The organism is Piscinibacter sp. XHJ-5, from assembly GCF_029855045.1.
Taxonomy (GTDB): Bacteria; Pseudomonadota; Gammaproteobacteria; order Burkholderiales; family Burkholderiaceae_C; genus Albitalea.
Genome location: NZ_CP123228.1, coordinates 1,361,916 through 1,388,768, shown reverse-complemented (window position 1 = coordinate 1,388,768; position 26,853 = coordinate 1,361,916). Strand labels below are relative to the sequence as shown.

General features: G+C 70.6%; 24 protein-coding genes. 7 read left to right on the top strand and 17 right to left on the bottom strand.

Annotation, left to right across the window (positions count from 1 at the left end; all coding sequences use genetic code 11):
• The first annotated feature begins 24 nt into the window (after positions 1-24).
• Positions 25-300: a DUF1232 domain-containing protein gene (locus P7V53_RS06615; RefSeq protein WP_280154690.1), complete on the top strand. Its 276-nt coding sequence runs from the start codon at positions 25-27 to the stop codon at positions 298-300.
• A 9-nt stretch (positions 301-309) separates the two neighbouring features.
• Here P7V53_RS06615 and P7V53_RS06610 read toward each other — a convergent pair whose 3' ends face one another.
• The 7 genes from P7V53_RS06610 to P7V53_RS06580 all read right to left on the bottom strand — a co-directional run bounded on the left by P7V53_RS06610 (position 310) and on the right by P7V53_RS06580 (position 9,766).
• Positions 310-1,560, bottom strand: coding sequence for a DUF445 domain-containing protein (locus P7V53_RS06610; protein ID WP_280154689.1), 1,251 nt, complete (start codon positions 1,558-1,560; stop codon positions 310-312).
• Positions 1,557-2,336 carry a CsgG/HfaB family protein gene (locus P7V53_RS06605; RefSeq protein ID WP_280154688.1) on the bottom strand — a complete coding sequence of 260 codons (780 nt, stop codon included), beginning with the start codon at positions 2,334-2,336 and terminating at the stop codon, positions 1,557-1,559. The genes P7V53_RS06610 and P7V53_RS06605 overlap by 4 nt, the downstream gene beginning before the upstream one ends.
• A 100-nt stretch (positions 2,337-2,436) precedes the next feature.
• Positions 2,437-4,590 (bottom strand): glucans biosynthesis glucosyltransferase MdoH, encoded by a 2,154-nt coding sequence (gene mdoH, locus P7V53_RS06600; protein WP_280154687.1) that lies wholly within the window; start codon positions 4,588-4,590, stop codon positions 2,437-2,439.
• Positions 4,563-6,119, bottom strand: a complete 1,557-nt coding sequence (locus P7V53_RS06595) for a glucan biosynthesis protein G (protein ID WP_280154686.1) — start codon at positions 6,117-6,119, stop codon at positions 4,563-4,565. The genes mdoH and P7V53_RS06595 overlap by 28 nt, the downstream gene beginning before the upstream one ends.
• 219 nt (positions 6,120-6,338) lie before the next feature.
• Positions 6,339-7,721: a sigma 54-interacting transcriptional regulator gene (locus P7V53_RS06590; RefSeq protein WP_280154685.1), complete on the bottom strand. Its 1,383-nt coding sequence runs from the start codon at positions 7,719-7,721 to the stop codon at positions 6,339-6,341.
• Positions 7,718-8,335: a hypothetical protein gene (locus P7V53_RS06585; RefSeq protein WP_280154684.1), complete on the bottom strand. Its 618-nt coding sequence runs from the start codon at positions 8,333-8,335 to the stop codon at positions 7,718-7,720. Before P7V53_RS06585 ends, P7V53_RS06590 begins: the two co-directional genes overlap by 4 nt.
• A 3-nt stretch (positions 8,336-8,338) precedes the next feature.
• Positions 8,339-9,766, bottom strand: coding sequence for an ATP-binding protein (locus tag P7V53_RS06580; protein WP_280154683.1), 1,428 nt, complete (start codon positions 9,764-9,766; stop codon positions 8,339-8,341).
• Positions 9,767-9,932: 166 nt separating this feature from the next.
• On the opposite strand from P7V53_RS06580, the gene P7V53_RS06575 reads away from it, so the two are divergent.
• The gene (locus P7V53_RS06575) at positions 9,933-10,406 is read left to right on the top strand and encodes a VOC family protein (RefSeq protein WP_280154682.1); all 474 of its coding nucleotides are present in this window, start codon (positions 9,933-9,935) and stop codon (positions 10,404-10,406) included.
• Between the two features lie 79 nt (positions 10,407-10,485).
• Here P7V53_RS06575 and P7V53_RS06570 read toward each other — a convergent pair whose 3' ends face one another.
• The 5 genes from P7V53_RS06570 to P7V53_RS06550 all read right to left on the bottom strand — a co-directional run bounded on the left by P7V53_RS06570 (position 10,486) and on the right by P7V53_RS06550 (position 16,619).
• Positions 10,486-11,466, bottom strand: a complete 981-nt coding sequence (locus P7V53_RS06570; RefSeq protein WP_280154681.1) for a Bug family tripartite tricarboxylate transporter substrate binding protein — start codon at positions 11,464-11,466, stop codon at positions 10,486-10,488.
• 132 nt (positions 11,467-11,598) lie between these two features.
• Positions 11,599-12,603, bottom strand: coding sequence for a tripartite tricarboxylate transporter substrate binding protein (locus P7V53_RS06565; protein WP_280154680.1), 1,005 nt, complete (start codon positions 12,601-12,603; stop codon positions 11,599-11,601).
• A gap of 79 nt (positions 12,604-12,682) precedes the next feature.
• Positions 12,683-13,741, bottom strand: coding sequence for an AI-2E family transporter (locus P7V53_RS06560; protein ID WP_280154679.1), 1,059 nt, complete (start codon positions 13,739-13,741; stop codon positions 12,683-12,685).
• Between the two features lie 92 nt (positions 13,742-13,833).
• Positions 13,834-15,270 (bottom strand): DUF3482 domain-containing protein, encoded by a 1,437-nt coding sequence (locus tag P7V53_RS06555; protein WP_280154678.1) that lies wholly within the window; start codon positions 15,268-15,270, stop codon positions 13,834-13,836.
• Positions 15,267-16,619: a DUF2868 domain-containing protein gene (locus P7V53_RS06550; RefSeq protein WP_280154677.1), complete on the bottom strand. Its 1,353-nt coding sequence runs from the start codon at positions 16,617-16,619 to the stop codon at positions 15,267-15,269. Before P7V53_RS06550 ends, P7V53_RS06555 begins: the two co-directional genes overlap by 4 nt.
• Positions 16,620-16,713: 94 nt before the next feature.
• On the opposite strand from P7V53_RS06550, the gene P7V53_RS06545 reads away from it, so the two are divergent.
• Complete coding sequence (locus P7V53_RS06545; protein WP_280154676.1) at positions 16,714-17,790, top strand: malate/lactate/ureidoglycolate dehydrogenase; 1,077 nt, start codon at positions 16,714-16,716, stop codon at positions 17,788-17,790.
• A gap of 19 nt (positions 17,791-17,809) precedes the next feature.
• Here P7V53_RS06545 and P7V53_RS06540 read toward each other — a convergent pair whose 3' ends face one another.
• Positions 17,810-18,772, bottom strand: a complete 963-nt coding sequence (locus tag P7V53_RS06540; RefSeq protein WP_280154675.1) for a tripartite tricarboxylate transporter substrate binding protein — start codon at positions 18,770-18,772, stop codon at positions 17,810-17,812.
• Positions 18,773-18,855: 83 nt separating this feature from the next.
• Positions 18,856-19,524: a DJ-1/PfpI family protein gene (locus tag P7V53_RS06535; RefSeq protein ID WP_280154674.1), complete on the bottom strand. Its 669-nt coding sequence runs from the start codon at positions 19,522-19,524 to the stop codon at positions 18,856-18,858.
• Positions 19,525-19,665: 141 nt separating this feature from the next.
• Here P7V53_RS06535 and P7V53_RS06530 point away from each other — a divergent pair, with 141 nt between their 5' ends.
• Complete coding sequence (locus tag P7V53_RS06530; protein ID WP_280154673.1) at positions 19,666-20,268, top strand: ProQ/FinO family protein; 603 nt, start codon at positions 19,666-19,668, stop codon at positions 20,266-20,268.
• Positions 20,269-20,388: 120 nt separating this feature from the next.
• Positions 20,389-21,891 carry a capsule assembly Wzi family protein gene (locus P7V53_RS06525; protein WP_280154672.1) on the top strand — a complete coding sequence of 501 codons (1,503 nt, stop codon included), beginning with the start codon at positions 20,389-20,391 and terminating at the stop codon, positions 21,889-21,891.
• A 45-nt stretch (positions 21,892-21,936) separates the two neighbouring features.
• Here P7V53_RS06525 and P7V53_RS06520 read toward each other — a convergent pair whose 3' ends face one another.
• From P7V53_RS06520 to P7V53_RS06510, 3 genes are all read right to left on the bottom strand, one after another.
• A complete protein-coding gene (locus P7V53_RS06520; RefSeq protein WP_280154671.1) occupies positions 21,937-22,449 on the bottom strand; it encodes a carboxymuconolactone decarboxylase family protein in 513 nt (170 codons plus the stop codon).
• A 13-nt stretch (positions 22,450-22,462) separates the two neighbouring features.
• Positions 22,463-23,011, bottom strand: coding sequence for a peroxiredoxin (locus P7V53_RS06515; RefSeq protein WP_280154670.1), 549 nt, complete (start codon positions 23,009-23,011; stop codon positions 22,463-22,465).
• Positions 23,012-23,129: 118 nt separating this feature from the next.
• The gene (locus tag P7V53_RS06510) at positions 23,130-23,327 is read right to left on the bottom strand and encodes an oxidoreductase-like domain-containing protein (protein WP_280154669.1); all 198 of its coding nucleotides are present in this window, start codon (positions 23,325-23,327) and stop codon (positions 23,130-23,132) included.
• Positions 23,328-23,468: 141 nt separating this feature from the next.
• Here P7V53_RS06510 and P7V53_RS06505 point away from each other — a divergent pair, with 141 nt between their 5' ends.
• Complete coding sequence (locus tag P7V53_RS06505) at positions 23,469-24,479, top strand: ABC transporter substrate-binding protein (RefSeq protein WP_280154668.1); 1,011 nt, start codon at positions 23,469-23,471, stop codon at positions 24,477-24,479.
• Positions 24,480-24,618: 139 nt separating this feature from the next.
• Positions 24,619-26,808, top strand: a complete 2,190-nt coding sequence (locus P7V53_RS06500) for a M36 family metallopeptidase (RefSeq protein ID WP_280154667.1) — start codon at positions 24,619-24,621, stop codon at positions 26,806-26,808.
• The last annotated feature ends 45 nt before the right edge of the window (positions 26,809-26,853 follow it).

Genomic DNA, 26,853 nt, shown 5'->3' with positions numbered 1-26,853 from the left:
GTTGGACCTGCGAAGGAGACGGCCGTGTGGAAACGTGCAATCGTGCTCTGGCGAATCGTGCGCGGTGACGCGCGCCGGCTGTGGCTGGCGCTGCGCCATCCCGGCGCCCCGGCGTGGCTGAAGGTCGGCACGGCGCTGATCGTGCTGTACCTGCTGTCGCCGATCGACCTGATTCCCGATGCGATCCCGCTGCTCGGCGTGGTCGACGACCTCGTGCTCATCCCGTTCGCGATCCGCTGGCTGCTGAGCCGCCTGCCGCCGCCGATCCGCGCCCACGTCGACCGCATGCAGCCCCGGTGATCGGCGCGATCACAGGGCCCGCGCCGCATGCGTGGCGGCGTGGATCACGAGCCCCACCATCCCGCCGACCAATGTGCCGTTGACGCGGATGAACTGCAGGTCGCGCCCGATGTTGCGCTCCAGCTCGTCGGTCATCTCGCGGCTGTTCCATTCGCCCACGCGCGCGATGATGTAGCGGCGGATGTCCTCGCGGTAGCGGTCGATCCAGCGCGGCGCGTTGGCGACGAGCTGCTCGTTGATCCAGCCCTGCATGGCGGTGTCCGCGCGCAGCTTGTCGCCCACCAGTCGGATGGCGGCGATGGTGCGGGCGCGCAGGGTCGAGTCGGGTCCCTCCAGGTCGGCCCGCATCCATTCGACCAGGCTGCTCCACAGGCCCTGCAGGTAGCCGGCAAGCGCCGGGCTCGCCAGCAGCTCGAGGCGGATCGCATCGACGCGGGCGCGCAGCTCGGGATCGTCCCGCAGCCGAGCCGCCACCGACGCGACCGCCTGGTCGAACTGCAGGCGCAGCGGATGCTCCGCATCGTCGGCCATGTCGCGCATCAGGTGGATCAGCCCGGTGACCATCTTGGTGGTCGCGTAGCGGCCGGCGACATTGTCCAGGCCGACGTAGCGCAGGTACTTCACCTCGCTGGCGATCACGTCGGCGACCTGCGCCTTCAGCGCCTCGTTGTCCAGCAGCCGCGTGAGGCGGCGCAGCAGCGCGTCCAGCACCTCGTGATGGCGGCCGTCGCTGGTGAGCACGTCCAGCAGCTGCCCCGCGATGGTGGCGACGTCGAGCTTCACCAGCTCCTCGATCACCGCGGTGCGAAAGAAGTGCCGCACGCGCTCGTCGTCCAGCGCGCCCAGCGCATAGCGCACTGCCGCCGCCAGGTGCGTCGCCACCTGCTCCGCGTGCCGCTCGTCGGCCAGCCAGTCGGCGGTGCGCGCGGCGACGTCGAAGTGGCGAAGCTTGTCGAGCACCTGCGGCGTGCTGAGGAAGTTGGAGGTGATGAAGGTGGCGAGGTTCTCGCCGATGCGGTCCTTGTTGTTCGGGATGATGGCCGTGTGCGGAATCGGCAGGCCCATCGGGTGGCGGAACAGCGCCACCACCGCGAACCAGTCGGCGATCGCGCCCACCATGGCGGCTTCGCTGAAGGCGGCGACGTAGCCCCACGCCGGATGGCGGTGTTCCAGCAGGGAGGCGACGATGTAGATCAGGGCCGCGCCGGCCAGCAGGCCCAGCGCGATCAGCTTCATCCGTGCGAGGTTGATGGTTCTCAACGCACTTGCTGCTGCGCCTGCTTGCTCGGCGGGTTCTTGTCGCGCACGGACATCAGCCGCGGCAGCAGCTGGTTCCACGCATCGACGAGCGCCGCGGCCACCGGCTTGGCCTGCGGCGTGTCGAGCCAGCCGCCTTGCAGGGCGACGAGGCCGCCGCCGAGGATGATGCTGCCCACGCCGGACGTCTCGTTGGTGCCGCGGCCGAACGATGCCGCGACGATCTCGCTGGTGCGCGCATCGACGGCGCTGATCACGACCAGGGCCTCGCGCTGCCGGGTCTCGCCGCCGATGCCACCCAGCAGGTTGCCGAACACGGCGCCGATCGCGCCCTTGTTGCCTCCCGTCTGCTCGACGAACACGATCTCGGCGCGGATGACATAGTCGGCGGCGGTCATCGAGGCCATCTGGCGCGACCGCTCGAGGCCCTGCTGCTCGCGGATCTTGATCTCGTTCTCGAGCGCCGCGAAGGCGGCGCCGCGCTCGACCACCACGAAGCAGCGCGTCTGCATCAGCAGCTGGCGCACCAGCGGCGCCATCGAGCGGGGAAGTCCGGCCGATGTGAGCGCCTGGGCGTTGCTGTCGGCCTCGGTGATGGCCACGGCGCCGACGTGATCGCTGCATCGCGCGATGCGCTCGTCGCCGCTGGCGATCTGCACGTCGATCGGCCCGCCGCCGCGCGTTTTCTCGCTGGCGCAAGACACCAGGCCCAGCAGCACTGCCGCGGCGGCCATGACGGCCGCGCCGCGGCGCAGCGTTGCGAACTTCATATCCGTCATGCGGTCATTAGACCTGCCGCGGTGCGACGCTGCCACGCAAAAACACCACAGAACGGGCGGCTGTTACGTCGTATGACAAGACGGCCGCGCCGCGCGGGCTTTACGAGCGTGCACGCTCCGCGCCGAAGCTCGAGTTCGCGGCCAGGCGATCGCGCAGATGGGCAATGTGCTGCGGCTCGCTCATCAGCCGCATGCGCTCGGCCGGCGAGACCGCGTCGGCATCCTGGTCCTGCAGCACGCGCTGCACGAGACGTCGGCGCGCCAGCCCTCGCACGCCGGTCACCGTGTTGCGCATGCCCATGGACTGGCGCACCACCTCGAACAGCCACGGGTCGGTGACGACATCCGGCCAGCGCGGCGCCGGCGGGGTCTGGCGCGCATGCGCCCAGGCCTGGCGCAGCACCGAAGGCGTGCGCGACTCCTCGGGCGTGACAAGCACGCCGAGCGCGCGCAGGCGCTCGCCCGGCCGGACGCGGCTGGTGAGGACGGACAGCGGCGTGGCCAGCAGCAGGGGCAAGGCCACCGGCAGCATCCACAGCGCGACCCGCGCATCGATGGCCAGCACGACGGCGAGCAGCGCCACCACGGCGCCGCCGATGGGCATGAAGCGGCGGGCCGCATCGGACCATTCGACGGCCTCGGCTTCGCGCGGCGGCGACTTCCAGTCGAGGCGCAGGCCCGTCAGCGCGACCACCACGAAGATGCTGTGCGCCATCATGCGCACCGGCGCCTGCAGCACCGACAGCGCGCCCTCGAGCAGCGCGCCGCGCACCAGTGCCGCGGTGCCGCCGTACTGCGTCGACTCGCCCTTCAGCACGATGGTGACGACACCGAGCACCCGCGGCAACGCCAGCATCGCAACGGTGCAGCCCCACAGGACCACCATCTCGACCGGAACGCCCTCGCCGGCGCCGATCACCGGCGCGCCGCTGGCCAGCCACGACAGCGTGCCCAGCAGCACGAAGGCCAGCCACAGCGGCGCCGACAGGTAGGCCATCGCGCCGGTGAGGAGCATCGCGCGGTGCACCGCATGCAGGCCCGGCTCGGCGATCAGGCGGGCGTTCTGCAGGTTGCCCTGGCACCAGCGGCGATCGCGCTGCAGCTCCTCGATCAGGTTGGGCGGTTGCTGCTCGTAGCTGCCCGGCAGGTCGGTCACCAGCCACACGTGATAGCCGGCCCGGCGCATCAGCGCCGCCTCGACGAAGTCGTGCGACAGGATGTCGCCGCTCAGGCCGCCACGCCCGCGCAGGGGCGCAAGGGCACAGTGCTTCATGAACGGCTCGATGCGGATGATCGCGTTGTGGCCCCAGTAATGCGATTCGCCGAGCTGCCAGTACTGCATGCCGGCGGTGAAGAGCCGGCCGGTGACGCGGCCCGCGAACTGCTGGGCGCGCGCGTGCACGGTCGACAGGCCGCAGGCCTGCGGCGCGGTCTGCAGGATGCCGGCCCGCGGATGCGCTTCCATCAGCCGCACCAGCGACAGCAGGCAGTCGCCGCTCATCACGCTGTCGGCATCGAGCACGACCATGTAGCGGTAGTTGCGGCCCCAGCGGCGGCAGAAGTCGGCCACGTTGCCGGCCTTGCGGCGGCTGCGGCGCTGGCGCCAGCGGTAATACACGCGCGCGCCGTCGCCGCAGGCATCGCGCAGCTGGCCCCAGGCGGCGAGCTCGGCCGCGCGGATGGTGGGATCGCTGGTGTCGGACAGCAGGTACACGTCGAACAGCCGGGACGCGCCCGTGGCGGCGAGCGACTCGCAGGTGGCGCGCAGCCCCGCGAACACCGCCGCGACGTTCTCGTTGCAGATGGGCATCACGATCGCGGTGCGCGCATCGGCGCGGATGGGGCGATTGGCGACGCTCGCCGCCGACAGCGCATGCCGGTCGCCGCGCAGCTGCACGATGAAGCCCATCATCGCGGTGACGAAGCCGGCCGTGACCCAGGCGAACAGCAGCGTGTACAGCGCCACCTGGCCGAGGCGAAGCGCCCACTGGTCGGTCGCGGTCTGTGCATGGGCGAGCAGCCCGGCGGCGCCGACGGCCGACAGGCCGATCGCGAGGAGCAGCGCTCGGCGGCGGCGCGCGGCGGCCTGCTCCCACTCCGTGGCGCTCGCGGCCGGCCCGTTCAGTCCCTGGCGCAGGCCGGCGAGGAACCCGGTCCAGGGCCGCGGCACCATGGCGCCGCGGTGGATGGAGGGCGCGCTGGCCATGGCGGGCCGGCGCGGACGCATCAATCGGCTGGGATGAACGTGGTCCATGTTTCGGTGAGAGCGTGGGAGTCCCGTTGCAGGAAGGCGCGCAGCTCGATCGGCTGCGTCGCGTCGATGCGCTGCACGCGCAGGGTCATGCGCCAGCCGCCGGTCGCTTCGTTGCGATAGGCGTTGCGCTCGATCAGGCGGGCATTGCGGTCGGTGGTGATGACGGCTCGCACGTCGGCGTCGGCCGGCAGCCCGTCCAGCGCCGGCCCGGCGAAGTCGACGACGTACTGGAATTCGCCCTGGGCCTGCTTCTCGTAGCCGCGGCCCAGTCGCGATTGCACGGTCCAGCCGTTGGGCGGCCGCTGCTGCTCGTCGCCCTGGAAGACGATGCGGTAGGCGAGGTCCAGCGCTTGCCCCGGCGCGGGCGCCTGCGCCGGCACCCAGAAGGCGACGACGTTGTCGTCGAACTCGCCGGTCGTCGGCAGCAGCAGCAGCTCGACGCGGCCTGGGCCCCAGCGGCCCTCGGGCACCACCCAGGCGCTGGGCCGGCGCTCGTAGCGCGCCTCCAGGTCCTCGTAGCTGGCGAAGGCGCGGTCGCGCTGCATCAGCCCGAAGCCGCGCAGCTCGCGCACGGCGAAGGAGGTGGCGACCGGGCGCCCCGGGTTGACCAGCGGCCGCCACAGCCATTCGCCGTCGCCCTCGCCGTCACCGGTGGCCACCATGAGGCCGTCGGAGTCGTGCAGCTCGGGACGGAAGTCGTCGTGGCGCCGGGTGTTCTCGGCGTGGTGGAACATGCTGGTCAGCGGCGCGATGCCCAGCGTGGTCACGCCGGCGCGCAGGAACAGCCGCGCTTGCACCCGCACCTGCGACTGGGCGCCGGGCACCAGCGTGAAGCGGTAGGCGCCGGTCGCGCGCGGCGAGTCGAGCAGCGCGTAGACCACCAGCTCGCGCGCGTTGGCGGCGGGCCGCTCGATCCAGAACTCCTTGAAGCGCGGGAACTCCTCGCGCGCGCCGCCGGTGGTGTCGAGCGCCAGGCCGCGCGCAGACAGCCCGTAGCGCTGGCCGGCGCCGACCGCGCGGAAGTAGCTCGCGCCGAGGAACACCGCCAGCTCGTCCTTGTAGGCCGGCGTGTTCAGCGGGTAGTGGATGCGAAAGCCTGCAAAACCGACATCGGCCCAGGCCGAGGGCGTGAGCCGGTTCTTGCCGTAATCGAAGTCGGCCGGGTCGAAGCGGATGTGGCGCACGCTGCCGGCCACGATTTCATGGATGGCGACCGGCTCCTTGAAGAAGCCCCCCGCGTGGAAAAACATCAGCTCGAACGGCAGGCCGTCGCGCCGCCACAGCGCATTGGCGGGCTTGAAGCGGATGTCGCGGTACTGGTCGTAGCTCAACGCGGCGAGGTCAGCGGGCACGCGGACCGGCGCACGGTAGGCGACGGCGGCTTCCGCCTGGGCGCGCGCGGCGACGTCGTCGAAGCCGAAGGCCGCGGCCACGGCGGGCGGCAGGGCCAGGGCAAGCGCGCAGGCGATCGCCGCTGCCCAGCGGGCAGGCAGGCAAAGACGGACGGTCGTCGGCGTCGTGACGGACAACGGATGGATCCCCTCGAAATGGCGTGAGCAGCCCTCGGACTGCCGAAGCCACTGTCATAGCGAGCTCCGTGCCAAGCAAGAAAATGCAGCGAAATCAACAGCTTGAGTCAGCCGCCGCCAAGCCGGCGGGGCGCGCCGGGCCGTATCTGTCGCCGACCGGCGACAGTCACCGGGTTGCGCTGCCGCAAATGCCCGCAACCAAAGGGAAAACCCGCGTCGCTAATCGGCGACAGTGGGGTCCTGCGGTGGGGAATCCGACCGGAAATGGCCGGGGGTCAACCCGTGTTTTTGCAACAAGCGGTAGAACTCGGTGCGGTTGCGGTCGGCCAGCCGGGCCGCGTCGGACACGTTCCCGTCCGACAGCTTCAGCAGGCCCACGAGGTACTCGCGCTCGAAGCGCTGGCGCGCCTGCGCGAAGGTGAGGATCTCGACCCCCGGGATGCGCAGCGCGCGCTGCACCAGCGCCAGCGGAATCAGCGGCGTCGTCGCCAGCGCGCTCACCTGCTCGACGACGTTGTAGAGCTGGCGCACGTTGCCCGGCCACGACGCCGTGGTCAGCGCCTTCATCGCATCGGGCGCGAAGCCGTTGAGCCGCTTGTCGTACTTGCGCGCCAGCTTGGCGAGGAAGTGGTTGGCCAGCAGCGGGATGTCCTCGCGGCGCTCCGCCAGGGTGGGCAGCGTCAGCGCGACCACGTTGAGGCGGTAGTAGAGGTCCTCGCGGAACTGCCCTTGCGCCATCGCCGCGTCAAGGTCGCGGTGAGTCGCCGACAGGATCCGCACGTCGATGGGGATGGATTGACTCGCGCCGACGGGCCGCACCGAGCGCTCCTGTAACACACGCAACAGCTTGACCTGCAGCGCAGGGGGCATGTCGCCGATCTCGTCGAGGAACAGCGTGCCGCCGTCCGCGGCCTGGAAAAGCCCGCGGTGAGTGGCCAGCGCGCCGGTGAAGGCGCCCTTCATGTGGCCGAACAGCTCGGACTCCAGCAGCGCCTCGGGAATGGCGCCGCAATTGACGGCCACGAAAGGCCGCGCGGCGCGCGAGCTCGCCTGGTGGATGGCCTGGGCCAGCAGCTCCTTGCCGGTGCCGCTCTCGCCGTGGATCAGCACGCTGGCATCGGAGCGGGCGACCATGCGCGCTTCGGTCAGCAGCTCGCTCATCCGGCTGGAACGGCTGACGATGTCGGCGCGCCAGGCTTCGCCGTCCAGCGGCGTCGTTTCACCGGCGGTGGTCGACAGCGCCAGCGCTTGCGCGATCTTGTCGAGCAGCGCCTTGCCGTCGAAGGGCTTGGTGAGGTAGCTGAAGACGCCGCGCGAGGTCGCCTCGACCGCGTCGGGAATGGTGCCGTGCGCGGTGAGCAGGATCACGGGCAGCGACGGATGGCGCGCGCGGATCTCGTCGAACAGCCCCATGCCGTCGACACCGGGCAGCTGCACGTCGCTCAACACCAGGTCCGGCCTCTCGACGGCCACCTGGGCCAGCGCGGCCTCGGCCGACGGGACTGCATGCACGCGGTAGCCGGCGGCGCTGAGGCGCATCGACAGCAGCTGCAGCAGGTCGGGATCGTCGTCGATGACGAGGACCTGGTGGGTATGGCTCATGGGGGCGCCCCTCTCGCGCCCGGGGGCGCTGCAGCCGGCGCAGGGGCGCTGCCCGCCGGGCGTGCGGTCAGGCTGCGCTCGATGGCCTTCAAGGCCTCGAGCTTCTCGTTGAGCTGCTCCAGCTTGCGCTGGTTGTCGCGCACCTGCTGGTTCTGCCGCTCGAGCTGCTCCTCGACACGCCGCTGCTCGACGTAGCGCGCGGCCAGCAGCCGTGCCACCGGCTGCCATGGCTGCGCCTCCGGCGCGGTCGAGCGCAGCAGCGGATCCAGCAGCCCGAGCGCACGGCCCAGGTCGCCGTTGCTGCGCGTGAGGCCCAGCAGCACCGCCGCGAGCACGGTGGCCCGCGGGCTGGCCGGCGGATCACCCACCCGCGCCAGCTCCTTGAGGAGCTCCGGCGGTGCAAGCTGGCGCACCTGGTCATGGAAGGCCAGGGTCTCGCGCGTCGCGACGTCGGCCGGCGTGGCGACCGGTGCCGACGCGGCCGGCGGCGGCGCGATCGCAGCCGTGACGGGCGGCGGCGGAACCGGGGTGGGCACGATGTCCTGCACCGGCGGCAATGGAGCGCAGGCGGCCAGCAGCAGCCAACTCAGCGGGACGCAGCAGCGCCGGATCATGGTTCAGTCCTGGACAGCATTCGGAAGCTCGATGCGAAAGGCGGCGCCGGGACCATCGGGCAGCAGCTCGATGCGCCCGCCGTGGGCCGCGATGTATTCCTGCACGATGGACAGGCCGATGCCGCTGCCGCGCGCGGCGTCGCTCGGCTGGCGTTCACCGCGGTAGAACGGCTCGAACACCCGGTCGCGATCGGCAGGCGCGACGCCGGGACCCCGGTCGGCGATCTGGATGCGCACCGCGCCATCGTGCTGCGACAGCTCGAATTCGATGGTACCGCCCTCGGGGCTGAAGCGGATCGCATTGGATAACAGGTTGCCGAGCGCCGTGGCCATCTTGTCGGGGTCGACTTCGGCCCACTGCGGGCCACCGGCCACGACCACGCGCAACTGGCGTGCCTGCGCCTGCAGCCGCTGGTCGTCGATCACGCGCTGCAGCAGACCGGCGAGCTCGACGCGCCGGCGCTGCAGCTCGCGCGCCTCGAACACCGCGGCGTTGAAGCGCAGCAGGTCCTCGATCTGGCTCTGCAGCGCGTAGGTGTTCTGGCGCAGGATGCGCGCCACTTCGCGCTGGCTGGCACTCAGATCGCCGGTCACGCCGTCCTCGAGCAGCGCGACGCCTTCGCGCAGCGCGGCCAGCGGCGTCTTCAGCTCGTGCGAGACATGCCTCAGGAAGCGCGCCTTGTCGGCATCGAGCTCGCCCAGGCGGATGCGCAGCGCGTCCAGGCTGCGGCCCAGCTGGCGCACGTCGGCCGGTCCGCGGATCTCGATCGGCTCGTCGAGCCGGTTGGCGCCCAGGCCTTCGATGGCGGTCTCGAGCCGCTTCAGCGGCCGCGACAGCAGCAGCCCGAAGCCGAGCGCCATCACCACCGCGACGGCGATCGCGCCAAGCACCTGGCGCCCGAGCTGAAGCCGCCCGGCCTCCAGCTCCCCCCGCAGGGCGTCATTGCGCGAGCGCGTGACCAGCTGCATGTGCTCGGCGATGTCGCCGTTGATGGCCGCCAGCTCGCGAAAGGCGTCCGTGAGCTGCTGGTCGCGCTTGCGCGCGGTGGACCGGGGCCCCGGCAGCCTGCCGGCGATGTCGGCGGCGGCGGCGCGCCAGGCATCCGCCAGAGGGACGGGCAACTGGTTGCTCTGCAAGCGCTCGAGCGCGGCCGAGGCTTCGCGCGCCGCGGCATCGAAGCGGTCGCGCAGCACGGGGTCGTCGAGCACGACGTACTGGCGAGCCGCCCGCTCCATCGCCACCGTGCGCTCGGCGAGGATCTGCACTGCGGCGGTCGCCTGCACCGCCCGCTCGGCGCCGTCTCGGCTTTGCGCGATCAGGCGCTCGAGCGTGAACAGGCCATGCAGCGAGGCCGATGCCAGCAGCGCGGCGATGAGCAGGAAGGCGACCAGCATGAGCTGGCGAAAGGAGGCGCGATGCAGCGGAAGCATCGTGTAACGATCGAAGCGAACGTCGACTGAACGGGCGGCCATTCTGCATGCACGAAAAAACTTCCGGCCGCTTGTCGATCCGGCCCGCGCCCGTTCGTCATGAGGATGGGGCAATGCCGGCGCCGGCCGAGCCCGATCCACAACCCTTGATGTGAGGAGCCAGACGATGCCCAAGGTAAACCCGATTCCCGAAGGAATGCACACCGTGACGCCGCACCTCGTTTGCGCCGGCGCGTCCGAGGCAATCGATTTCTATGTCAAGGCCTTCAACGCCGTCGAGACGGGCCGTGTGCCGGGTCCCGACGGCAAGCTGATGCACGGCTCGGTGAAGGTCGGTGATTCCACGATCTTCCTGGTCGACGAGATGCCGGCCTACGGTGCGCTCGGGCCCAAGAGCCTGAACGGCACGCCCGTCACCATCCACCTCTACGTCGAGAACGTCGACGCCGTCGTCGAGCAGGCTGTCGCCGCGGGCTGCACGGTGACCATGCCGGTGGCCGACCAGTTCTGGGGCGACCGCTACGGGCAGCTGAAGGATCCGTTCGGCCACAACTGGTCGGTGGCCACGCACGTGCGCGACGTCACGCCGGAGGACATGGCCAAGGCGATGGAGCAGATGAAGAGCGGCGAGCCCTGCTGAGGCGAACCGTCGCGGATCCGGCTCCGCCGGATGCGCCCCCTGGAGGGGGAGCGCCGCAGGCGCTCCGGGGGTGGGCCCATCACTGCGGCTGGAAGCCGCTCTTGCGGATGATCTCCGTCCAGCTCTTGGCGTAGTCGCGCTCGCGGCTCGCCAGCTGCTGCGAGCTCATGAACTCCACCGCGAGGCCGAGGTTCGTGAGCCGCTCCTTGACCTCGGGCACCGTGATCACCTTGGCCAGCGCCTGCGAGAACTGGTCGATCGCCGCCTTGGGGGTGCCGGCCGGTGCGAAGAAGCCGTAGTACGGCAGGTCCTCGAAGCCGCTCACGCCGAGCTCTGCGAGCGTGGGCACGTCGGGCAGCGTCGGCTGGCGCTTGGCGCCTCCGAGCGCCACCACGCGGATGCGGCCGGCCTTGTGGTTCTCGATGAAGTCGGGCACCGAGCCGACGCCGGCGGCGATCTGGTTGCCCAGCATGTCGCCCATCATGGGCGCGCTGCCGCGGTAAGGCGCGGGGGTCAGGTCGAGCTTGAACTTCTCGCCCAGCACCTTCACCAGGAACTCGGGCGTCGACGCCGGCGCCGGCACGCCCACCACGCCCTTGCCCTGCCCCTGGCCCTTCACCCAGCCGACGTAGTCGTCCAGGCTCTTGGCCGGCGTGCCCGGCGACAGCGCGAACGCATTGACGAAGCTGGCGAAGCCGGCCACCGGGACGAAGTCGCGCGCCGGCTCGAAGCCCGGGTTCTTCATCACCAGGGGCAGGATGGTGATGGTGTGGTCGTGCGAGATGAAGAAGGTGCTGCCATCGGGCGGCGAGGCCTTCAGCGCCTGCGCCGCGAGCTGGCCGCCCGCGCCGGGCTTGTTCTCGACCACGACCGTCGCGCCGAGCTCGTCCTTCAGGCGGTCGGCCAGCGTGCGCGCGATCGCGTCGGTGCCGCCGCCGGCCGGGAAGCCGACGAGGATCCTGACGGTCTTGCCCGATTGGGCCCAGGCAGCGCCGGAAACGGCGACGGCGGCGCAGCACACCAGGGATCGGAGCAGCGCGCGGCGAGCGGAACGAGGCATGTGGAATCTCCTGGACGGGTCGTGGGACGCAGGCGCTACGCTAACACCGTCGACCTGCCGCGCGGCATCAGGGCAGCACCTTGCCGATCCGCGATGGCGGGCGACGGCCGCGCCGCGTGATGGTCGGCAACGTCACTCCGGCTTGATGCCCGCGGTCTTGATCACACGGGTCCACCGCTCGACCTCGCTGCGCACGAACTCCGTGTAGGGCCTGGACCCCTGCGCCGGCACGACGAAGCCTTGCGCCTCCATGCGCGCCTTGATGGCGGGCGACTGCATGATCTTCACCAGCTCGGCTTCGAGCCGGTCGACGATCGGCTGCGGCGTGCCCTTGACCACGGACATGCCCGACCACGACAGCGCCGAGAAGCCGGGGTAGCCCGACTCCGCGATCGTCGGCACGTCCGGGTACAGCGGGTTGCGCTGCTCGCTCGAGACCGCGAGCGCTCGCAGCTTGCCGGACTTGACGTGCTGCAGGGCCACGTCCTGGTTGATGAACATGAGCGGGATCTGGTTGCCGAGCAGGTCCGACAGCATCGGCCCACCGCCGCGGTACGGGATGCCGACCATGAACAGCGGCTTGCAGTCCTTCTTGCCGGACGGACAGGCGCTGACGGTCTGCTTCAGCAGCTCCATCGCCATGTGCCCCGAGGCGGCATGCGTGTAGCCGTAGGTGAGCTTGCCGGGATTGGCCTGGCCGTACGCGATCAGCTCCTTGAAGCTCCTCCATGGCTGCTCCGCGTTGACCACCAGCACGTTGGGCCCCGAGTGCACCTGCGTGAGGTGCACGAAGTCGCGCATCGAGTCGTAGGAGAGCTTGGGATCCAGTCCGTGCGCCACGGCGTTCTGGCCGACGCCGGTCTGGATCAGCGTGTAGCCGTCGGCCGGCAGCTTGACGGCGGCCGACGTGCCCGTGGTGCCGCCGGCACCACCGCGGTTCTCCACGATCACCGGCTGCTTCAGCGCCTTGGCCAGCTCCTCGCTCACCATGCGCGCCATCACGTCGCTGGTGCCGCCGGGCGGGAACGCCACGATCATCCTGATCGGCCGGGAAGGCCACGGCGCCTCCTGTCCGGAGGCCGGGACCGCGGCCAGGGCCGCGAGGCCGAAGGCCCACAAGAGCTTGCAACGGGACATCGGTCGTCTCCTGGTTGTCGGTGTGAGCGAGGGCGTGCCTCGCCTTGTCGATCGGCGCCGGCCGATGATAGGGCGCGCGTCAGGCCGGGGGCTTGGCCCGCGAGGCGGCGAACAGGTCCCATACCGCAATGAACAGCGCGGCGATGACCGGACCGATGACGAAGCCGTTGATGCCGAGCAACGCGATGCCGCCGAGCGTCGAGACCAGCACCAGGTAGTCCGGCATCTGCGTGTCCTTGCCGACCAGGATGGGACGCAGCACGTTGTCGACGAGCCCGATGACGAACACGCCGAACAGCATCAGCACCACCGCCTTGCCCATCGATCCGGCGAGCATCAGGAAGACGGCGATCGGCAGCCACACCATGGCCGCGCCGACAGCCGGCAGAAGCGACAGCAGCGCCATCACCACGCCCCACAGCAGCGGCGCCTGGATGCCGAGGATCCACAGGATGACGCCGCCGAGCGCTCCCTGCACCAGCGCGACGACGACGTTGCCCTTCACGGTCGCGCGGATCACGGTGGTGAACTTCGCCGCGAGCTGCTCGCGGTGCTCGCGGGTGAGCGGGATCGCGCGGTCGATCTGCTGCGTGAGGGCCCCGCCGTCGCGCAGCAGGAAGAACAGCAGATACAGCATCACGCCCAGGCTGACGAGGAAGTCGAAGGCGTTCTGGCCGATGCTGAGCAGCTGCGTGGCGATGAAGCGGCTCGCCTGCGCGAAGCCCGTGGTGAGGCGCTCCTGGATGGCCGCGAAGTCGCCGAGGCCGAAGCGGTCGAGCATGCCCGACAGCCACGGCGGCAGCGCATCGAACAGGCGCTGCAGGTACGCGGCGATGTCGAACTCCCGGGTGCGCACCTTCTCGTAGACGAAGGAGGCCTCCTGCACCAGCGAGGCCGTGACCAGCACCGTCGGAATGATCACGACCACCAGGCACAGCAGCAGCGTGGCCAGCGCCGCGAGATTGCGACGCCGGCGCATGCGCACCAGCAGCCATCGGTACAGCGGCGTGAACAGCATCGCGAGCACCGCGCCCCAGAACACCGCACCGAAGAAAGGCAGCAGGATCCAGGCGAAGGCCACCGAGACCACGACGAGCAGCAGCAGGAAGGATTTTTGTTGAAGCCGGGTCGGGTTCATGTGCGGATGGTGCGGGGGTTCGCTGCGCTCACCACCCACTGCGGTTGGCGGCATTGTCGTAGGTTGGGGGTGAGCGCACGACGGCCCCGACATCAGATGTGGGCTGCCGGATACAGCCGCTTCAGCAGCGCCGCGCTCGCGTCCACCAGCCAGGCCTGCAACGCCGCTTCGAGATCAGGCCGGTCGCGCCGCGCCCAGATGTCCTGCAGCGCCGCGCGGCGCGGCGCGACGACCTCCGCCACGGCATCGCGCCAGAAGGGCGGATGCTCCGAGGGTGTCCAGTCGCCGCGCCCGCGGCCGTAGTGCGCCACCGCCAGGTAGCCGAGCAGGGCCGACCGCGCCAGGTCGTCGAGCACCGCCTCGTCCCAGGCGATCGTTGCCACCTCGACGCCGCGCAGCAGGTTGACGCCGCGCGCCGCGCCGGCGGCAGTCAGCGCGCCGATGACGCCGCCGGCCAGCAAGCCGCCGCCCATCGTGAGGCCGCCGCTCGCGATGTCGGCCTTCAGCCCCGCGAGCGCGCCGCTGACGACACCGCCCCACAGCGCGGCCTTGCCTTCGCTGACCGGCTCCTCCACCGCGTAGTGCTCGGCCAGGCGCTGCAGCACGATCTCGCTGGCGTGGCCGCCCAGGCCGTGCAGCGCGATCAACCGATCGGTGCTCTGGCGGATGTCGGCATCGAGCCGCTCGGCCAGCGTTTGCATGGCCCTTTCGCGCGGCGTGACCGGACCGTCGCGGCGCAGCCCCAGGGCCGCACCCAGCTCCGACAGACGGCCGGTCCAGTCGGCCGGCGGCAGGGCCTCGCGGTCGAGCGCCGCACGGCACAGCCGCTGCGCGAGCACCGCCATCGAGGCGTGCCAGGTCGCGCGGCCGCGCTCGCGCCAGGCGCCGTGCAGGTGCTGCATCGCCGCCTGGCGGTCCGCCGGCAGCGCGCTCGCCACGGCATCGAGCAGGCGTCCTTCCTGCACCCAGCAGCGCGCGAAGGCGTCGAGCGCGAGCACGGCGCGCACGCACGGCGATGCATGCAGCGCGCCGCGCCAGCGTTCGACTTCGGCCGCTTCCTCCTGCGGTGAAGCGGGCGGCCCGAGCTGGTTCAGCAGCACGATGACCGGCTTGCCGATGAGCGCCATCACGCGCAGCTCGGCCTCGAGGTAGCCCGCATCCTGCGGCGCCTCCGACGCGTTGACGAGGTACAGCACGACATCGGCCTCGTCGACGATGTTGCGCACCGCGCGCTGGCTGGACCAGAACGCGCGGTCGCGAAAGCGGTCCCACACCTCGGTGAGGAACCAGCCGATCGGATTGCCGGCGCGTTCCAGCCGCTTGGCCAGCCGCACGCTGTCGCCGAAGCCCGGCGTGTCCCACAGCTCGAGGCGCTCGCCCTGCGGCGCCTCGACCATGGTGTGGCGCTCGGCCTCGAGAGTGACGTGCGCTTCGTCGCGCACCTCGCCGATGTCTCGCCCGAGCAGCGTGCGCGCCAGGGTCGTCTTGCCGGCGTTGGTGTGCGAGACCAGGCTCAGCGTGATGTTCATGGCCGCGCGAGGTCGACGAACTCGGCCGTCTGCCCTTCGTCCTGCAGCATGCGCTGCCAGGCGCTGCGGCGCTGAGCCAGCCGCTCGGCGAGCTCGCCGCCGTCGAAGCGCCGCCGAAAGCCCGATTCGTCGACCAGCACGACGAGGCCGCGGCGCAGTGCAGCGAGCGCACGCACGAAGGCACCGTGGTTCTCGCGCTCCGGCGTCGCGGTCAGCGAGAACAGGGCGACGGGAATCGAGCCCGCGATGCCGTCGAGCCGCAGCCCGTCCTCGTCGCCCAGCGCGACCGGCTCGGCGATGTCCAGCCTCACGACGGAGCCGAGGCGGCGTTCGAGCGCCGCGCGCAAGCCCGGCCGCAGCTCGGGCCCCGGGTGGTAGCTGTACGGCAGCACCTGCACCGCGACCGCCTGCCCCGAACGGGCCTGCAGCAGCCGGCGGAAGTACGCGTCGTCCAGCGGCAGAGGCAGGCCCGCGGCGAGCCGCCGCGCGCGCCATGCGGCCGTCGCGGCCAGCACGAGGCGCGGCAGCAGCACGACCGCAGCCAGCGTGATCGCGTGCAGGTGGATCCAGCGCGCGGCGTTCTCGCCGCCGCCGTGCGAGAAGCGCAGCCGGGCCAGCTCGTGCGCGTCCGGCAGCGGCATGCCGCTCCACTGCGACGCGGGTCCGAGCACCAGCTCGAGGATGCGCTGCACGGCAGAGGGCGAGAGAAACGTGCTGTCCCAGCCGGCGCGGTATTCGAACACCAGCCCGCGTGCATACAGCGAAGCCAGCGCGCCCAGCGCCAAGGCTGCCGCGCACACGTGCAGCACGACGGCGATGCGCGCGCCGAGCAGCGGCTGCGAGACGCGAGCCCAGTCGGCGGCAAAGCGCGCCAGCGGCGGCGAGCGGCCGGCCGCATGCGTCGCGCGACGCGCCCAACCCACCAGCCACCCGCGCAGCGGTCCGGGCTCCGCAGCGCTGCGTTTGAGGGCGGCCAGCGCCAATGCCGCGTAGACCAGGAGGTTCCAGACGAGCAGTCCCAGCAGCGGCGGCGCGAGGATGTTGATGCGCTCCGTGGCCGCGACGCTGTCGCTGAACACACCGAGCGCGAAAGCACCGGGCACGGCCAGCCAGCGCCAGGCGAAGGAGATGGGCGAGCCGGTCGCGATGCCGCGATCGGCCAGGCGCTCCACCGCCAGCCTGGCGCGCCGCGCGAGAAAGCGCTCCGGCAACGCGCCCTCGCCTTCGAGGCGCTGTGCCTCGCGGCTCGCCCATGCGGCGTCGGCGTCGCTCCACGGCGCTTCGAACGGCGACTCGAATGCGCGCACGAGCAGCACGTCGCGCGCGTCGGATTCGGGCAGGCAGGGCATCCGGGCGATTGTGCGGGAGGTGCCGACGGCCTCGAACGGCCAGCACGTTGGTTTTCGCTTCGCTCTATGGCCTTGGCGCTTGTAGCATCGCCCCATGGCCGTCCTGCACGCAATCCCCCTCGAGCGGCTGCGCGCCGCGATCAGCGACCTGATGCTCGGCTTCGGCAGCGCGCCGCGCGAGATCGAGCTCGTCACCGACAACCTGCTCCAGGCCAATCTGACCGGTCACGATTCGCACGGCATCGGCATGCTGCCGCGCTACGCCAACGCCTACCTCGAGGGAGGACTGCGGCCCAACGCGCAGCTCGTCACGCGGCTCGACAGCGGCACGCTGCTCGCGCTCGACGGCCAGGCCGGCTTCGGGCAGGTGATCGGGCACGACACGATGCACCTCGGCATCGAACGGGCCCGGCGCCACGGCAGCTGCATCGTGGCGCTGGCCAATTCGCATCACCTGTGCCGCATCGGCGCATGGGCCGAGATGGCGGTGGCCGAAGGACTGGTGTCGGTGCACTTCGTCAACGTGATCTCGCGGCCCATCGTCGCGCCATGGGGCGGCGGCGATGCACGTTTCGGCACCAATCCGTTCGCGGTCGGCATTCCCGTCGCCGGGCGCGATCCCATCGTGCTGGACATGGCGACCAGCGTCATCGCGCAGGGCAAGACCCGCGTCGCCTTCAACAAGGGCGAGGCGCTCGCGCCGGGCCAGCTGCTCGACGACCAGGGCCGTGCGACGACCGACCCGCGCTACGGCGTCGTCGACCCGCTGGGCGCGTTGCGCACCTTCGGCGAGCACAAGGGCTTCGGACTCGCACTGGTGTGCGAGCTGCTCGGCGGCGCGCTGGCCGGCGGCCTCGCGGTGCACGGGCCGGCGAGCGGCGAGCAGCGGGTGCTCAACGGCATGCTGACCATCCTGCTCGATCCGGCACGGCTGGGCGACAGCGCTGCCTTCGCGCGCGAGACTCGGGCCTTCCTCGATTGGGTGAAGGCCTCGCGTCCCCAGGAAGGCGTGGACCACGTGCGCGTGGCCGGCGAGCCGGAGCGCGAGACGCGGGCGAAGCGGCTTGCCGAAGGCATTCCGGTGGACGACAACACCTGGCAGGAGCTGCGCGCGGCGGCGGTCAAGCTGGGACGCGATCCGAACGCCCTGGACCGCCTCGCGGGAATCTGAGCCCTCGCACCGGGCCGCATCACTCCGGCTTCGCGCCACTGTCCTTCACGATCTTCCCGAGCCGCGGCACATCCGCCTTCACCAGCGCGCCGAGCTCTGCCGGCGTCATGCCGCTGAGATCGAGCCCCAGTTCGGTGAGGCGCCTTTGCACGTCGGGCATCTGCAGGATCTTCGCGATCTCGCCGTGGAGGCGGTCGACGATGGGCTGCGGCGTGCCCGCCGGTGCGAACACTGCCTGCCAGGAGCTCAGCTCGTAGCCCGGCAGCCCCGATTCGGCCAGCGTCGGCACTTCAGGCGCCACGGCGGAGCGCTTGGCCGTGGTGACCGCGAGCGCGCGCAGCTTGCCGGCCTTGACGTGCGCTATCGCGCTCGCGATGTTGTCGAAGGCCACGAGCAGCGTGCCGCCCAGCAGCTCAGGCAGCATCTGTCCGCTGCCGCGATAGGGGACATGCTGCATCTTCACCCCGGCCATCGTCTTGAACATCTCGCCGGAGATGTGCTGCGAGGTGCCGGCGCCGGCCGAGCCGAACGAGTACTTGTCGGGGTTGGCCTTCAGCAGATCGATGAACTCCTTGACGTTCCGGGCCGGCACGCTGGGGTGCACGAGCAGCACGTTGGGCTGCGTGGCATACAGCGTGATGGGCGCGAAGCTCGTCACCGGGTCGTAGCTCAGCTTGTCGTACAGCGTGGCGTTGATGCCGTGCGAGCTGATCGTGCCGCCGCCGATGGTGTAGCCGTCGGGCGCGGCACGCGCCAGCTCCGCCGCTCCCAGCGATCCGCCCTGCCCCGGCTTGTTGTCGACCACGACCTGCTGGCCGAGCGCCACCGACAGCTTCTCGCCGACCACACGGGCCAGGATGTCGGTGGTACCGCCCGGCGCAAACGGCACGATGTAGCGGATGGGCTTGGCCGGCCACGACTGCGCCTGGGCCGTGATCGAAGCGAGCGCCATGCATGCGCTTACCAGAAGGCGAAGGAACATCGTCATGCTGCACCTGATGGCTCAAGGTGCAACGACGGTACGGGCGGCCACGGCGGGCGTCAATGGTGCAAGACCGGGTCGTCCTACGAATGAGGGCTCATCGATTGCGAGCCCGGTTGAGCGGGCTCCTCGGCGGCGCGCGCCATGCGGGCGAAGTACTCCGACTTGCCGGTCTTGTAGAGCTGGTACCAGGCCTGCAGCACCTCGTCGTCGTACAGGTCGAGTTCGGCGAAGATCTCGCGCGCGAACTCCAGCGGCGCCATGCCGCCGGCGGTGATCAGGCCGGGCACGCGCACCGCGGGCTCGTCGCGGTAGTGCCCCGCGCCCTGGTAGCCGGTGCCCTTCAGGTAGGACTCTGCGTTGCTGGTGTGCGCGCGATCGTCCAGCCAGCCGGCGCGTGCCAACCCGGCCGTCGCGCCGCAGATCGCCGCGACCGGCACCCCGGCATCGAGAAACTGCGAGGCCGTGTCCATGGCGGCCTGGTGGGCATCCGGTGTCTCGACCCAGCTCGGTCCACCCGGCAAGATCAGCAGCACGCTGTCGTGCGCGTGCAATTCGTTCAGCCCGATATCGGGCAGCACCGACAGCCCTCCCATCGACCGAATCGCCACGCCGGCTCGCTGGCCCACGGTGAGCAGCTGCCAACGGCCCGGCTCACGCTGGAACTGCGGGTTGCGGATGCCCGCCATCGCAAATGCGGGCTCCCAGTCGGCATAGCCGTCGAAGAGATAGACGTGAACGGTGTCGGCCATGGCGGCTCCCGCAAACTCGGTACGCACCAGGCAGCAGCGGGCGTGCCCGATCGAATGACAACGGGGACGTCGGGAACTCGGCTCACCCCCATTGGCGACACGATCGACAATACGCCCCCCGAAGGCGCACCGTCGCAGGCCATGCAATCCGAATCTTCCTCTCCCCCGTCTCCCGAACCCGCCACCGATGCCCCCGCTTCCGCGGATTGCGCCGCGCAGCTCAAGGAGCGCTTCCCTGCGTTGTTCGAGGGGCCCGTGAAGCCGCTCAAGCTGCGCATCCAGGTCGACATCCAGCAGCGTGCGCCCAACGTCTTCACCAGGCAGGCGCTGTCGGCCTTCTTTCGCCGCTACACCGGGAGCACCGGCTACCTGATCGCGATGACGAAGTCGCCGCATCGGTTCGACCTCGATGGCAACCCGAGCGGCGAGGTCAGCGAAGAGCACCGGCAGGCCGCCGCCGAGGAGCTCGCCAGGCGTCGCGCGCAGCATCGGGCGAAGGCCGAGCAGGCCGAGGAGGGACGGCGCAAGCGCGCTGCGCTGCTGCGCGATTTCGAAAGCACGACGCTGACGCCGGCCAATTTCTGCGCGCTGAAGGGCATCACGCCGCAGGCGCTCGATGCGCTGCTCGCCGCGGCGCGCCGCGAGGCACAGGAGCGGGCGCAAGCCATGCCCCGACACGACGGGCCGCGCCGTCACGCAGCGCCACCCGGCCGCCGTCCGCCGGGACGGCCACCGCGGCCCTGAGACGCATCGCACAGCGCGTTACCGCGCCGCAATGGCGCTCTTGCCTACACTCGGCGCCTGCCGCGGCGCAGGCGCTCGCCTGCTTCGCGATGCCTCAGGGACAAGGACAAAAAAGGCGCCATGCCGATCCATCCATCCGAACGGCGCCACGCGCCCGTCCGCTCCACCGCCATCGTCCGCCGCCTCTCGGCTGCCTTGCTGGGGGCGGCAGCCGCCCTCACCTCTTCCCTCGCGCTCGCGGATGCGTCGGCCCCCTGGACCCCCAGCGCCGCGGCGCGCCACCGGCTCGTGCTGCTGGCGGACGAGGCGGGCCTCGATCTCCCGCTGAGCCATTGGCCGCTGCCCGGCGCTGCGGTCGTCCGCGCGCTCGACGGCCTCTCGCCTTCGCTGCCGCCCGCCCTCGACGAAGCGCGCTCGCGACTGCGCGACGAGCTGCGGGAACGACAAGGATCCCAGCTGTCGCTGGGGCTGCGCAGCGGGCGTGAAGGCCTCGCCGCCTTCGGCGACGACTTTGCACCCGGCAGCTCGCTCAGCCTGCGCTCGCCCGAGGTCGTCAGTGGCGGCGTGGCGCTGCGGCTGGGCGCGCGCCTCGACGAGGACCATGACCGCGGCGCGGCGCGCGCCACCAAGCTGCGCCCCGACGACAGCGCCCTCGCAGCCGAGCTGCATGGCCTGCAGTTGCAGGCATGGGCCCATCGCACCTGGTGGGGACCGGGCTGGCAGAGCAGCCTCGTGCTGGGTCACAACGCGCCGCCTTTCGTCGGCGTCGGCGTGCAGCGCGCCTCGGCCTCGACGTCCGGATCGGCGTGGCTGTCGTGGCTCGGGCCGTGGAGCTTCGAGTTCTTCATCGCCCGCATGGAGGACACCGGCGGCGCCAGCCTGGTGGGCACCCGCTTCACGGCGCGTCCTCGCCCATGGCTGGAGCTGGGCCTCACGCGTGCCGCGCAATGGGGCGGCTATGGTCGTCCGCGCTCCTTCGACAGCTTCGTGCGCATGCTGACCGGACGTGGCGGCAACCCCGACACCGAAGCCGAGCGTCGCGAGGATCCCGCCAACGCGATGGCCGGCATGGACCTGCGGCTGCGTTGTCCCGCAGCGCTGCGCTGCGCCGCCTACTTCCAGGCGATGGGCGAAGACGAGGCCGGCGTGGCGCCTTCCAAGTACCTGGCGCTGTACGGTCTCGAGTCGTGGTCGGCCGACGGCCGCCAGCGCTACATCGCCGAGTACGCCGCGACCGCGTGCCGCAACTGGGTCGGCCAGACGCCGGAGCGCAACTGCGCCTATCGCAATGCGTCGTATCCGGCGGGCTACACCCACGCCCGGCGCTGGGTCGGAGCCGGCTCTGGCCCGGACTCGCGCGTGCTGACGCTGGGCTGGACGAACGTGGAGCGCGGCACCACGCTGCGCCTGCACACCGGGCGCATAGGCGCGCAGGTCGGCCGCTTCGCCGCCACCGACGATCCCCGCAGCGCGGGACCCTTGCTCGGCGCGACGGCCCGGCAGGAGTTCCGCTGGGGCCGCGCGGTGATCTCCGGCGAGCTCGACTGGCTGCGCGTGCGCGCCGAGGCCGGCCCGCGCCAGGATGCGCGGGCGGGCATCACCGTGCGGTGGACGCACGAATGAGTCGGGGTTCCGCCGCGGCGGAACCCCGACCTGGACCGCGTCAGCTCACTGCGCCGCCAACACCAGCGCCGCCGCGTTGACCACGGCCGCGATCCGACCGATGTCGCGCAGCTGCTGCGTGGTGCAGCCTTCCTTCTTGAGCAGCTCGTAGTGCGACTTCACGCAGAAGTGGCACTTGCCGACGATCGAGGCGGCCAGCGCGTAGGCCTCGAACTTCTTCTTCTCGACGCCGCCGCTGGTCGCATAGGCGTTCATGCGCAGCTCGGGGCGCAGCGTCTTCAGTTCCTCGTCGTCGGCCATCTCGACGAAGGGATACCAGACGTTGTTCATGCCCATCAGCGTGGCTGCGGTGAGCGCCGCATAGGCTTCGGCCGGTGGCGTCGCCGCCTGGAAGGCATCGACCAGCGTCTTGCTCTTGGCCGCGAAGGCCGCCGCGAGCGCGACGCCGAGCGCGTCCTCCGGCGCGAGGCTGGAGCGGGCGATGACACCGTCGAGGTTGAGACGGATGTCCTTCGCGTGCTCCGGCATGCGGTCCTTGATGCTGTTCAGAAAGTCCATCCGTCCTTCTCCTTTACAGCGTGGCGCCGCCGACGCCGCGGTTGCACGGGCACAGCTCGTCGGTCTGCAGGCCGTCGAGGATGCGCAGCACTTCTTCCGGATTGCGGCCCACGTTCAGGTTGTTCACGCTCACGTGCTGGATGGTGTTGTCCGGGTCCACGATGAAGGTCGCGCGCAGCGCCACGCCCTCGTTGCGGTCGCGCACGCCGAGCTGGTCGACCAGCGAGCCGGTCGAGTCGCCGAAGCTGTAGTGGCCCAGCTTGTTCAGGTCCTTGTGCTCGCGGCGCCAGCCGAGCTTGCTGAACTCGTTGTCGGTCGAGCCGCCCAGCAGCACCGCGTCGCGCTCGGCGAACTGCTTGGCCAGCTTGTCGAAGCCCACGATCTCGGTCGGGCACACGAAGGTGAAGTCCTTCGGCCAGAAGTAGATGACCTTCCACTTGCCCGGGAAGCTCTTCTCCGTGATGGTCTCGAACGCCGACTGGCCGTTCTCTTCGTGGTGGTTGAAGCCGGGCTTGACGCCGGTCACGCTGAAGGCCTCGAGCTTGTCGCCAATGGTTTTCATCGCAGGGTCCTTTTGGTTGATTGAAACAGAAGCTATCGAACTTAGTCGACCGATAGATTCTATTGCAAGCCGCAGGACCCGCCTGATTGCTTGTGCCGAACGAGGCGATAGGAATTGACTAGGGCCTCGTGTCCTGGCCGCCGCTGCGCAGCGCCTGTCGCTGCTGCCACGCGCGCAACTCGACCAGATAGCGATCGCGCTCGGCGCCGTAGATGTCGAAGATGCACGGCTCGCAGCCATTGCCGCAGCACGCCTCGAAGTCGGGTTCGATCGGGGCGATCGGCTCGGGGTCCGGGTCGGGAACAGAGGGGGTCATGTGCGTGAACATGCCGGGTCAGTGAACTGGTGCTCGAATTCTCGACGCGTTCGCGGGCCGGACCTCGTTCACACCCGCTTACACGGCGGCTAGCATGAAGAACGAGGCGCTTCACGCCGAGGCGCTCGATCGGGGGACCGCATGGTCGACAACATCGCAGCACGCGAGTTCCGCTCGCGCGGCCGGGCCGCATCGCGTTTCGCGCGTCGTGCACTTTGCGCCCTGGCCGCGGTGCTCGCCGCGTCCGGCGCGGCCGCATCGGGCAAAGCCGGCATGCAGATCGGCGCCATCCTGCCGACGAGCGCACCCGACGCGGCGCACGGCGAGGACATCCGCAACGGCATGCTGCTCGCGCTGAAGACCTGGCCCGGCCAGTCGCCGCCGACGCTGGTCGTCAAGGACAGCGCGTGCGAGCCGAAGAAGGCAGCGGCCGCGGCGCAGGAGCTCATCGATGCGAAGGTCGACGTGGTGGTGGGCGGTTTCTGCGTGCTCGCAACAGTGCCCAGGATGATGGCCGAGGCGATGGTGCCCTTCATCTCCGCCAACGCGGTGCGATTCGCTCCCGCCGCCGACAGCGCCCTCCAGTTCGGCACCGTGCCGCAGGGCATGCCCGCCAGCGTCGGCTTCAAGCTCCGCTCGGAGAGCGGCCTGAAGGTCACCGCACACAGCAGCTGCTGGATCGACTACGAGCAGCGGGTGGCCGACGGCTTCGACGCCGCGCTGTGCCCGACGCTGCACATCGACAACGCCCGCTGGGACGAGATCGCGCCGACGTACGCCGCCGCCTACCGCAAGCCCTTCACCGCCGCCGCAGCCCGCGGCTATGCGGCAATGCAGGTCGCCCTGGCGGGCATCAAGCAGATTCGCGCCGGCTCGCGTCCGGGCCAGGCGCTGAAGGACGCGAAGGAAGTGAGCACCGTGCTGGGCAAGATCCGCTGGCGCGACGACGGCGTCGTGCCCGAAGACGCGATGCAGCTCATCCTCGCGACGCGTCTGCCGCGACTGTCCGCGCGCGAAAGCAGCACGCTCGACGAGATCCTGAAGAGCAAGGGCTGTGGCTGCGCGAAGGGGACCGAGTGCGCATCCGGCAAGGCCTGGAGCAGCCTGCCCTTCGTCGTACCCTGCTCGCGCGGCACGGTGGCCGCCAGGTGACCGCACCCTTGTAATCTTTTCCGGTTCGGTAGAAAGCGGCTACGGGCTTGCAGGGATGGCCGCGCCTTGCGCGGCGCTCCGAGAATCGGCTCCCCAGGATCCGGCCACGAGCGGGATCCGTCCATACACGGGAGACCCCATGCACTCCGTTCAAGGCTTGAAAGCGACGGCCATCGCTGTCGCGGTATTCGCGTTCGCGTCGCACGCGTTCGCACAGGAAGGCTCCTTGCAGTTCGACAAGCAGCGTGCCCAAACGGTGCGCGCGGCTGCAGGACAGGCGCTCGGCCCGGCCTCGCGCGGCGCCCCGGCCGATGCGGTGCAGGCGTTCCTGCGCGGCCGCGGCAAGAGCGAATCCTCGGTGGCCGCCTTGCGGCAGACCGACAGCCGTACCTCGGCGGGCGGCGTCACGCATGTGCGCATGGAGCAGCAGGTCGCCGGCCTCACGGTGTACGGCGCCTATGTGAAGGCGGCCCTCAACGCCCGCGGCGAGCTGGTGCAGGTCATCGAGAGGACCGCCGCCATCAGCGGCGCGCCCAAGGCGGCGTCGATCTCCGAATCGCAGGCCCTGAGCGCCGCCATGCAGCGCCTGCACCCGGCCGCGCAGGCCAGCTTCGCGGCCGGCGCACGCAGCGGCAACACGCTGCAGTTCGCCGGCGGTGCGTTCTTCCACAGCGACCCGCGCGTCACCAAGGTCGCGGTGCCGATGAACGACGGCTCCATCGCCGAGGGCTACCTCGTCGAGACCTGGACCCGCAAGAGCAACGAGCTGCACCACACGCTGGTCGGCGGCGACGGCACGGTGCTGTCGGTGGAGCGCCGCACCGCCAGCGACTCGTACTCGGTGTTCATCGAGGATCCCCTCAAGGGCCCGCAGACCACGGTGAACGGGCCGGCGCCCGCGTCCACGCCCGGCACCACGCCTTCACCGGCAGGCTGGCTGGGCAGCGTGGCGCAGAGCACCTTCCTCATCACCGGCAACAACGTGAAGGGCTATCTCGACACCGATGCCAACAACAAGCCCGACAGCGGCGGCACGGCGGTGGCGGACGGCAATTTCCTCACGGCCTGGAACGGCACGGTCTCGCCGACCACGACGAGCAACAAGGCCGTCGCGGTGCAGAACCTCTTCTATCTGAACAACGTCATCCACGACAAGCTCTACACCAAGGGCTTCACCGAGGCGACCGGCAACTTCCAGGCCGACAACTTCGGACGCGGCGGACGCGACGGCGATCCCGTGCTGGCGGAAGCCCACGACGGCAGCGGCACCGACAACGCCAACTTCGCGACGCCGAACGACGGACGCAGCGGCCGCATGCAGATGTACCTGTGGACCGGCCCCGGCCAGTCGCATGAGGTGCGGGTCAACAGCCCCATCTCGGCCAGCTACAACGCGGTGCCCGCGGCATGGGGCGCGGTGCTGAACAGCACCGGCGTCACCGGCAACGTGGTGCTCGCCAACGACGGCGCGGGCACGTCCACCAGCGACGCCTGCGAGTCGCTCACCGGCAACCTGCGCGGCGTCGTCGTGCTCGCGGACCGCGGCTCGTGCGACTTCGTCGTGAAGGCGGCCAACGCGCAGCGCGCCGGCGCCATCGGGATCATCGTGGCGAACAACCAGGGAACCATCGAGACCCTCGTGATGGGCGGCGACGCGAACATCCGCATTCCCGGCGTGATGATCGGCAAGAACGACGGCGCGGCGCTGCGCGCGCTGACCAGCCCGAATGTCACGCTGCGCAAGCTGCCGGTGCAGCCGCTGCAGCTCGACGCCTCGCTCGACGCAGACGTGGTGTTCCACGAGTACGGCCATGGCCTCACCTGGCGGATGATCGGCGGCATGAGCGGCCCGCTGGCGGGCGCCATCGGTGAAGGCGCGTCCGACACCGTCGCGATGTTCATGAACGGTGACGACCGTATCGGCGAGTACTCGGCGAGCAATCCCGCCGGCATCCGGCGAGCGCCGTACGCGGGCTACCCGCTCAAGTACGGCGACGTGAAGGGCGAGGAAGTGCACGACGACGGCGAGATCTACGCGGCCGCCATGTGGCGCCTGATGGAGCTGTTCGGCACGCGGCGAGAGCAGCTGTTCACGCACTTCGTCGACGGCATGAACTACACGCCCTCCACGCCGGCATTCGAGGACATGCGCGACGGCATGCTGCAGTCGATCGCCAACACGACCGCGTCGGCCACCGACTGCGGGCTGGTGTGGCAGGCCTTCGCGGAGTTCGGCATCGGCCAGGGCGCCCAGGGCATCGCCACGCGGACCGGCGCCACCGTCACGCCGTCGACGGTGAATCCGGGCAACACCTGCAGCACCAACTGAATCGGGCGCGCGTCCCGACGAAGGGCCGGCCATGCCGGCCCTTTT

What these genes read in the sequence shown, in the direction of transcription:
- P7V53_RS06605 (WP_280154688.1), bottom strand. Translation starts at nt 2,336, where the DNA reads ATGACGGATATGAAGTTCGCAACGCTGCGCCGCGGCGCGGCCGTCATG.
- mdoH (WP_280154687.1), bottom strand. Translation starts at nt 4,590, where the DNA reads ATGGACCACGTTCATCCCAGCCGATTGATGCGTCCGCGCCGGCCCGCC.
- P7V53_RS06590 (WP_280154685.1), bottom strand. Translation starts at nt 7,721, where the DNA reads ATGAGCCATACCCACCAGGTCCTCGTCATCGACGACGATCCCGACCTG.
- P7V53_RS06585 (WP_280154684.1), bottom strand. Translation starts at nt 8,335, where the DNA reads ATGATCCGGCGCTGCTGCGTCCCGCTGAGTTGGCTGCTGCTGGCCGCC.
- P7V53_RS06580 (WP_280154683.1), bottom strand. Translation starts at nt 9,766, where the DNA reads ATGCTTCCGCTGCATCGCGCCTCCTTTCGCCAGCTCATGCTGGTCGCC.
- P7V53_RS06575 (WP_280154682.1), top strand. Translation starts at nt 9,933, where the DNA reads ATGCCCAAGGTAAACCCGATTCCCGAAGGAATGCACACCGTGACGCCG.
- P7V53_RS06570 (WP_280154681.1), bottom strand. Translation starts at nt 11,466, where the DNA reads ATGCCTCGTTCCGCTCGCCGCGCGCTGCTCCGATCCCTGGTGTGCTGC.
- P7V53_RS06565 (WP_280154680.1), bottom strand. Translation starts at nt 12,603, where the DNA reads ATGTCCCGTTGCAAGCTCTTGTGGGCCTTCGGCCTCGCGGCCCTGGCC.
- P7V53_RS06560 (WP_280154679.1), bottom strand. Translation starts at nt 13,741, where the DNA reads ATGAACCCGACCCGGCTTCAACAAAAATCCTTCCTGCTGCTGCTCGTC.
- P7V53_RS06555 (WP_280154678.1), bottom strand. Translation starts at nt 15,270, where the DNA reads ATGAACATCACGCTGAGCCTGGTCTCGCACACCAACGCCGGCAAGACG.
- P7V53_RS06550 (WP_280154677.1), bottom strand. Translation starts at nt 16,619, where the DNA reads ATGCCCTGCCTGCCCGAATCCGACGCGCGCGACGTGCTGCTCGTGCGC.
- P7V53_RS06545 (WP_280154676.1), top strand. Translation starts at nt 16,714, where the DNA reads ATGGCCGTCCTGCACGCAATCCCCCTCGAGCGGCTGCGCGCCGCGATC.
- P7V53_RS06540 (WP_280154675.1), bottom strand. Translation starts at nt 18,772, where the DNA reads ATGTTCCTTCGCCTTCTGGTAAGCGCATGCATGGCGCTCGCTTCGATC.
- P7V53_RS06535 (WP_280154674.1), bottom strand. Translation starts at nt 19,524, where the DNA reads ATGGCCGACACCGTTCACGTCTATCTCTTCGACGGCTATGCCGACTGG.
- P7V53_RS06530 (WP_280154673.1), top strand. Translation starts at nt 19,666, where the DNA reads ATGCAATCCGAATCTTCCTCTCCCCCGTCTCCCGAACCCGCCACCGAT.
- P7V53_RS06525 (WP_280154672.1), top strand. Translation starts at nt 20,389, where the DNA reads ATGCCGATCCATCCATCCGAACGGCGCCACGCGCCCGTCCGCTCCACC.
- P7V53_RS06520 (WP_280154671.1), bottom strand. Translation starts at nt 22,449, where the DNA reads ATGGACTTTCTGAACAGCATCAAGGACCGCATGCCGGAGCACGCGAAG.
- P7V53_RS06515 (WP_280154670.1), bottom strand. Translation starts at nt 23,011, where the DNA reads ATGAAAACCATTGGCGACAAGCTCGAGGCCTTCAGCGTGACCGGCGTC.
- P7V53_RS06510 (WP_280154669.1), bottom strand. Translation starts at nt 23,327, where the DNA reads ATGACCCCCTCTGTTCCCGACCCGGACCCCGAGCCGATCGCCCCGATC.
- P7V53_RS06505 (WP_280154668.1), top strand. Translation starts at nt 23,469, where the DNA reads ATGGTCGACAACATCGCAGCACGCGAGTTCCGCTCGCGCGGCCGGGCC.
- P7V53_RS06500 (WP_280154667.1), top strand. Translation starts at nt 24,619, where the DNA reads ATGCACTCCGTTCAAGGCTTGAAAGCGACGGCCATCGCTGTCGCGGTA.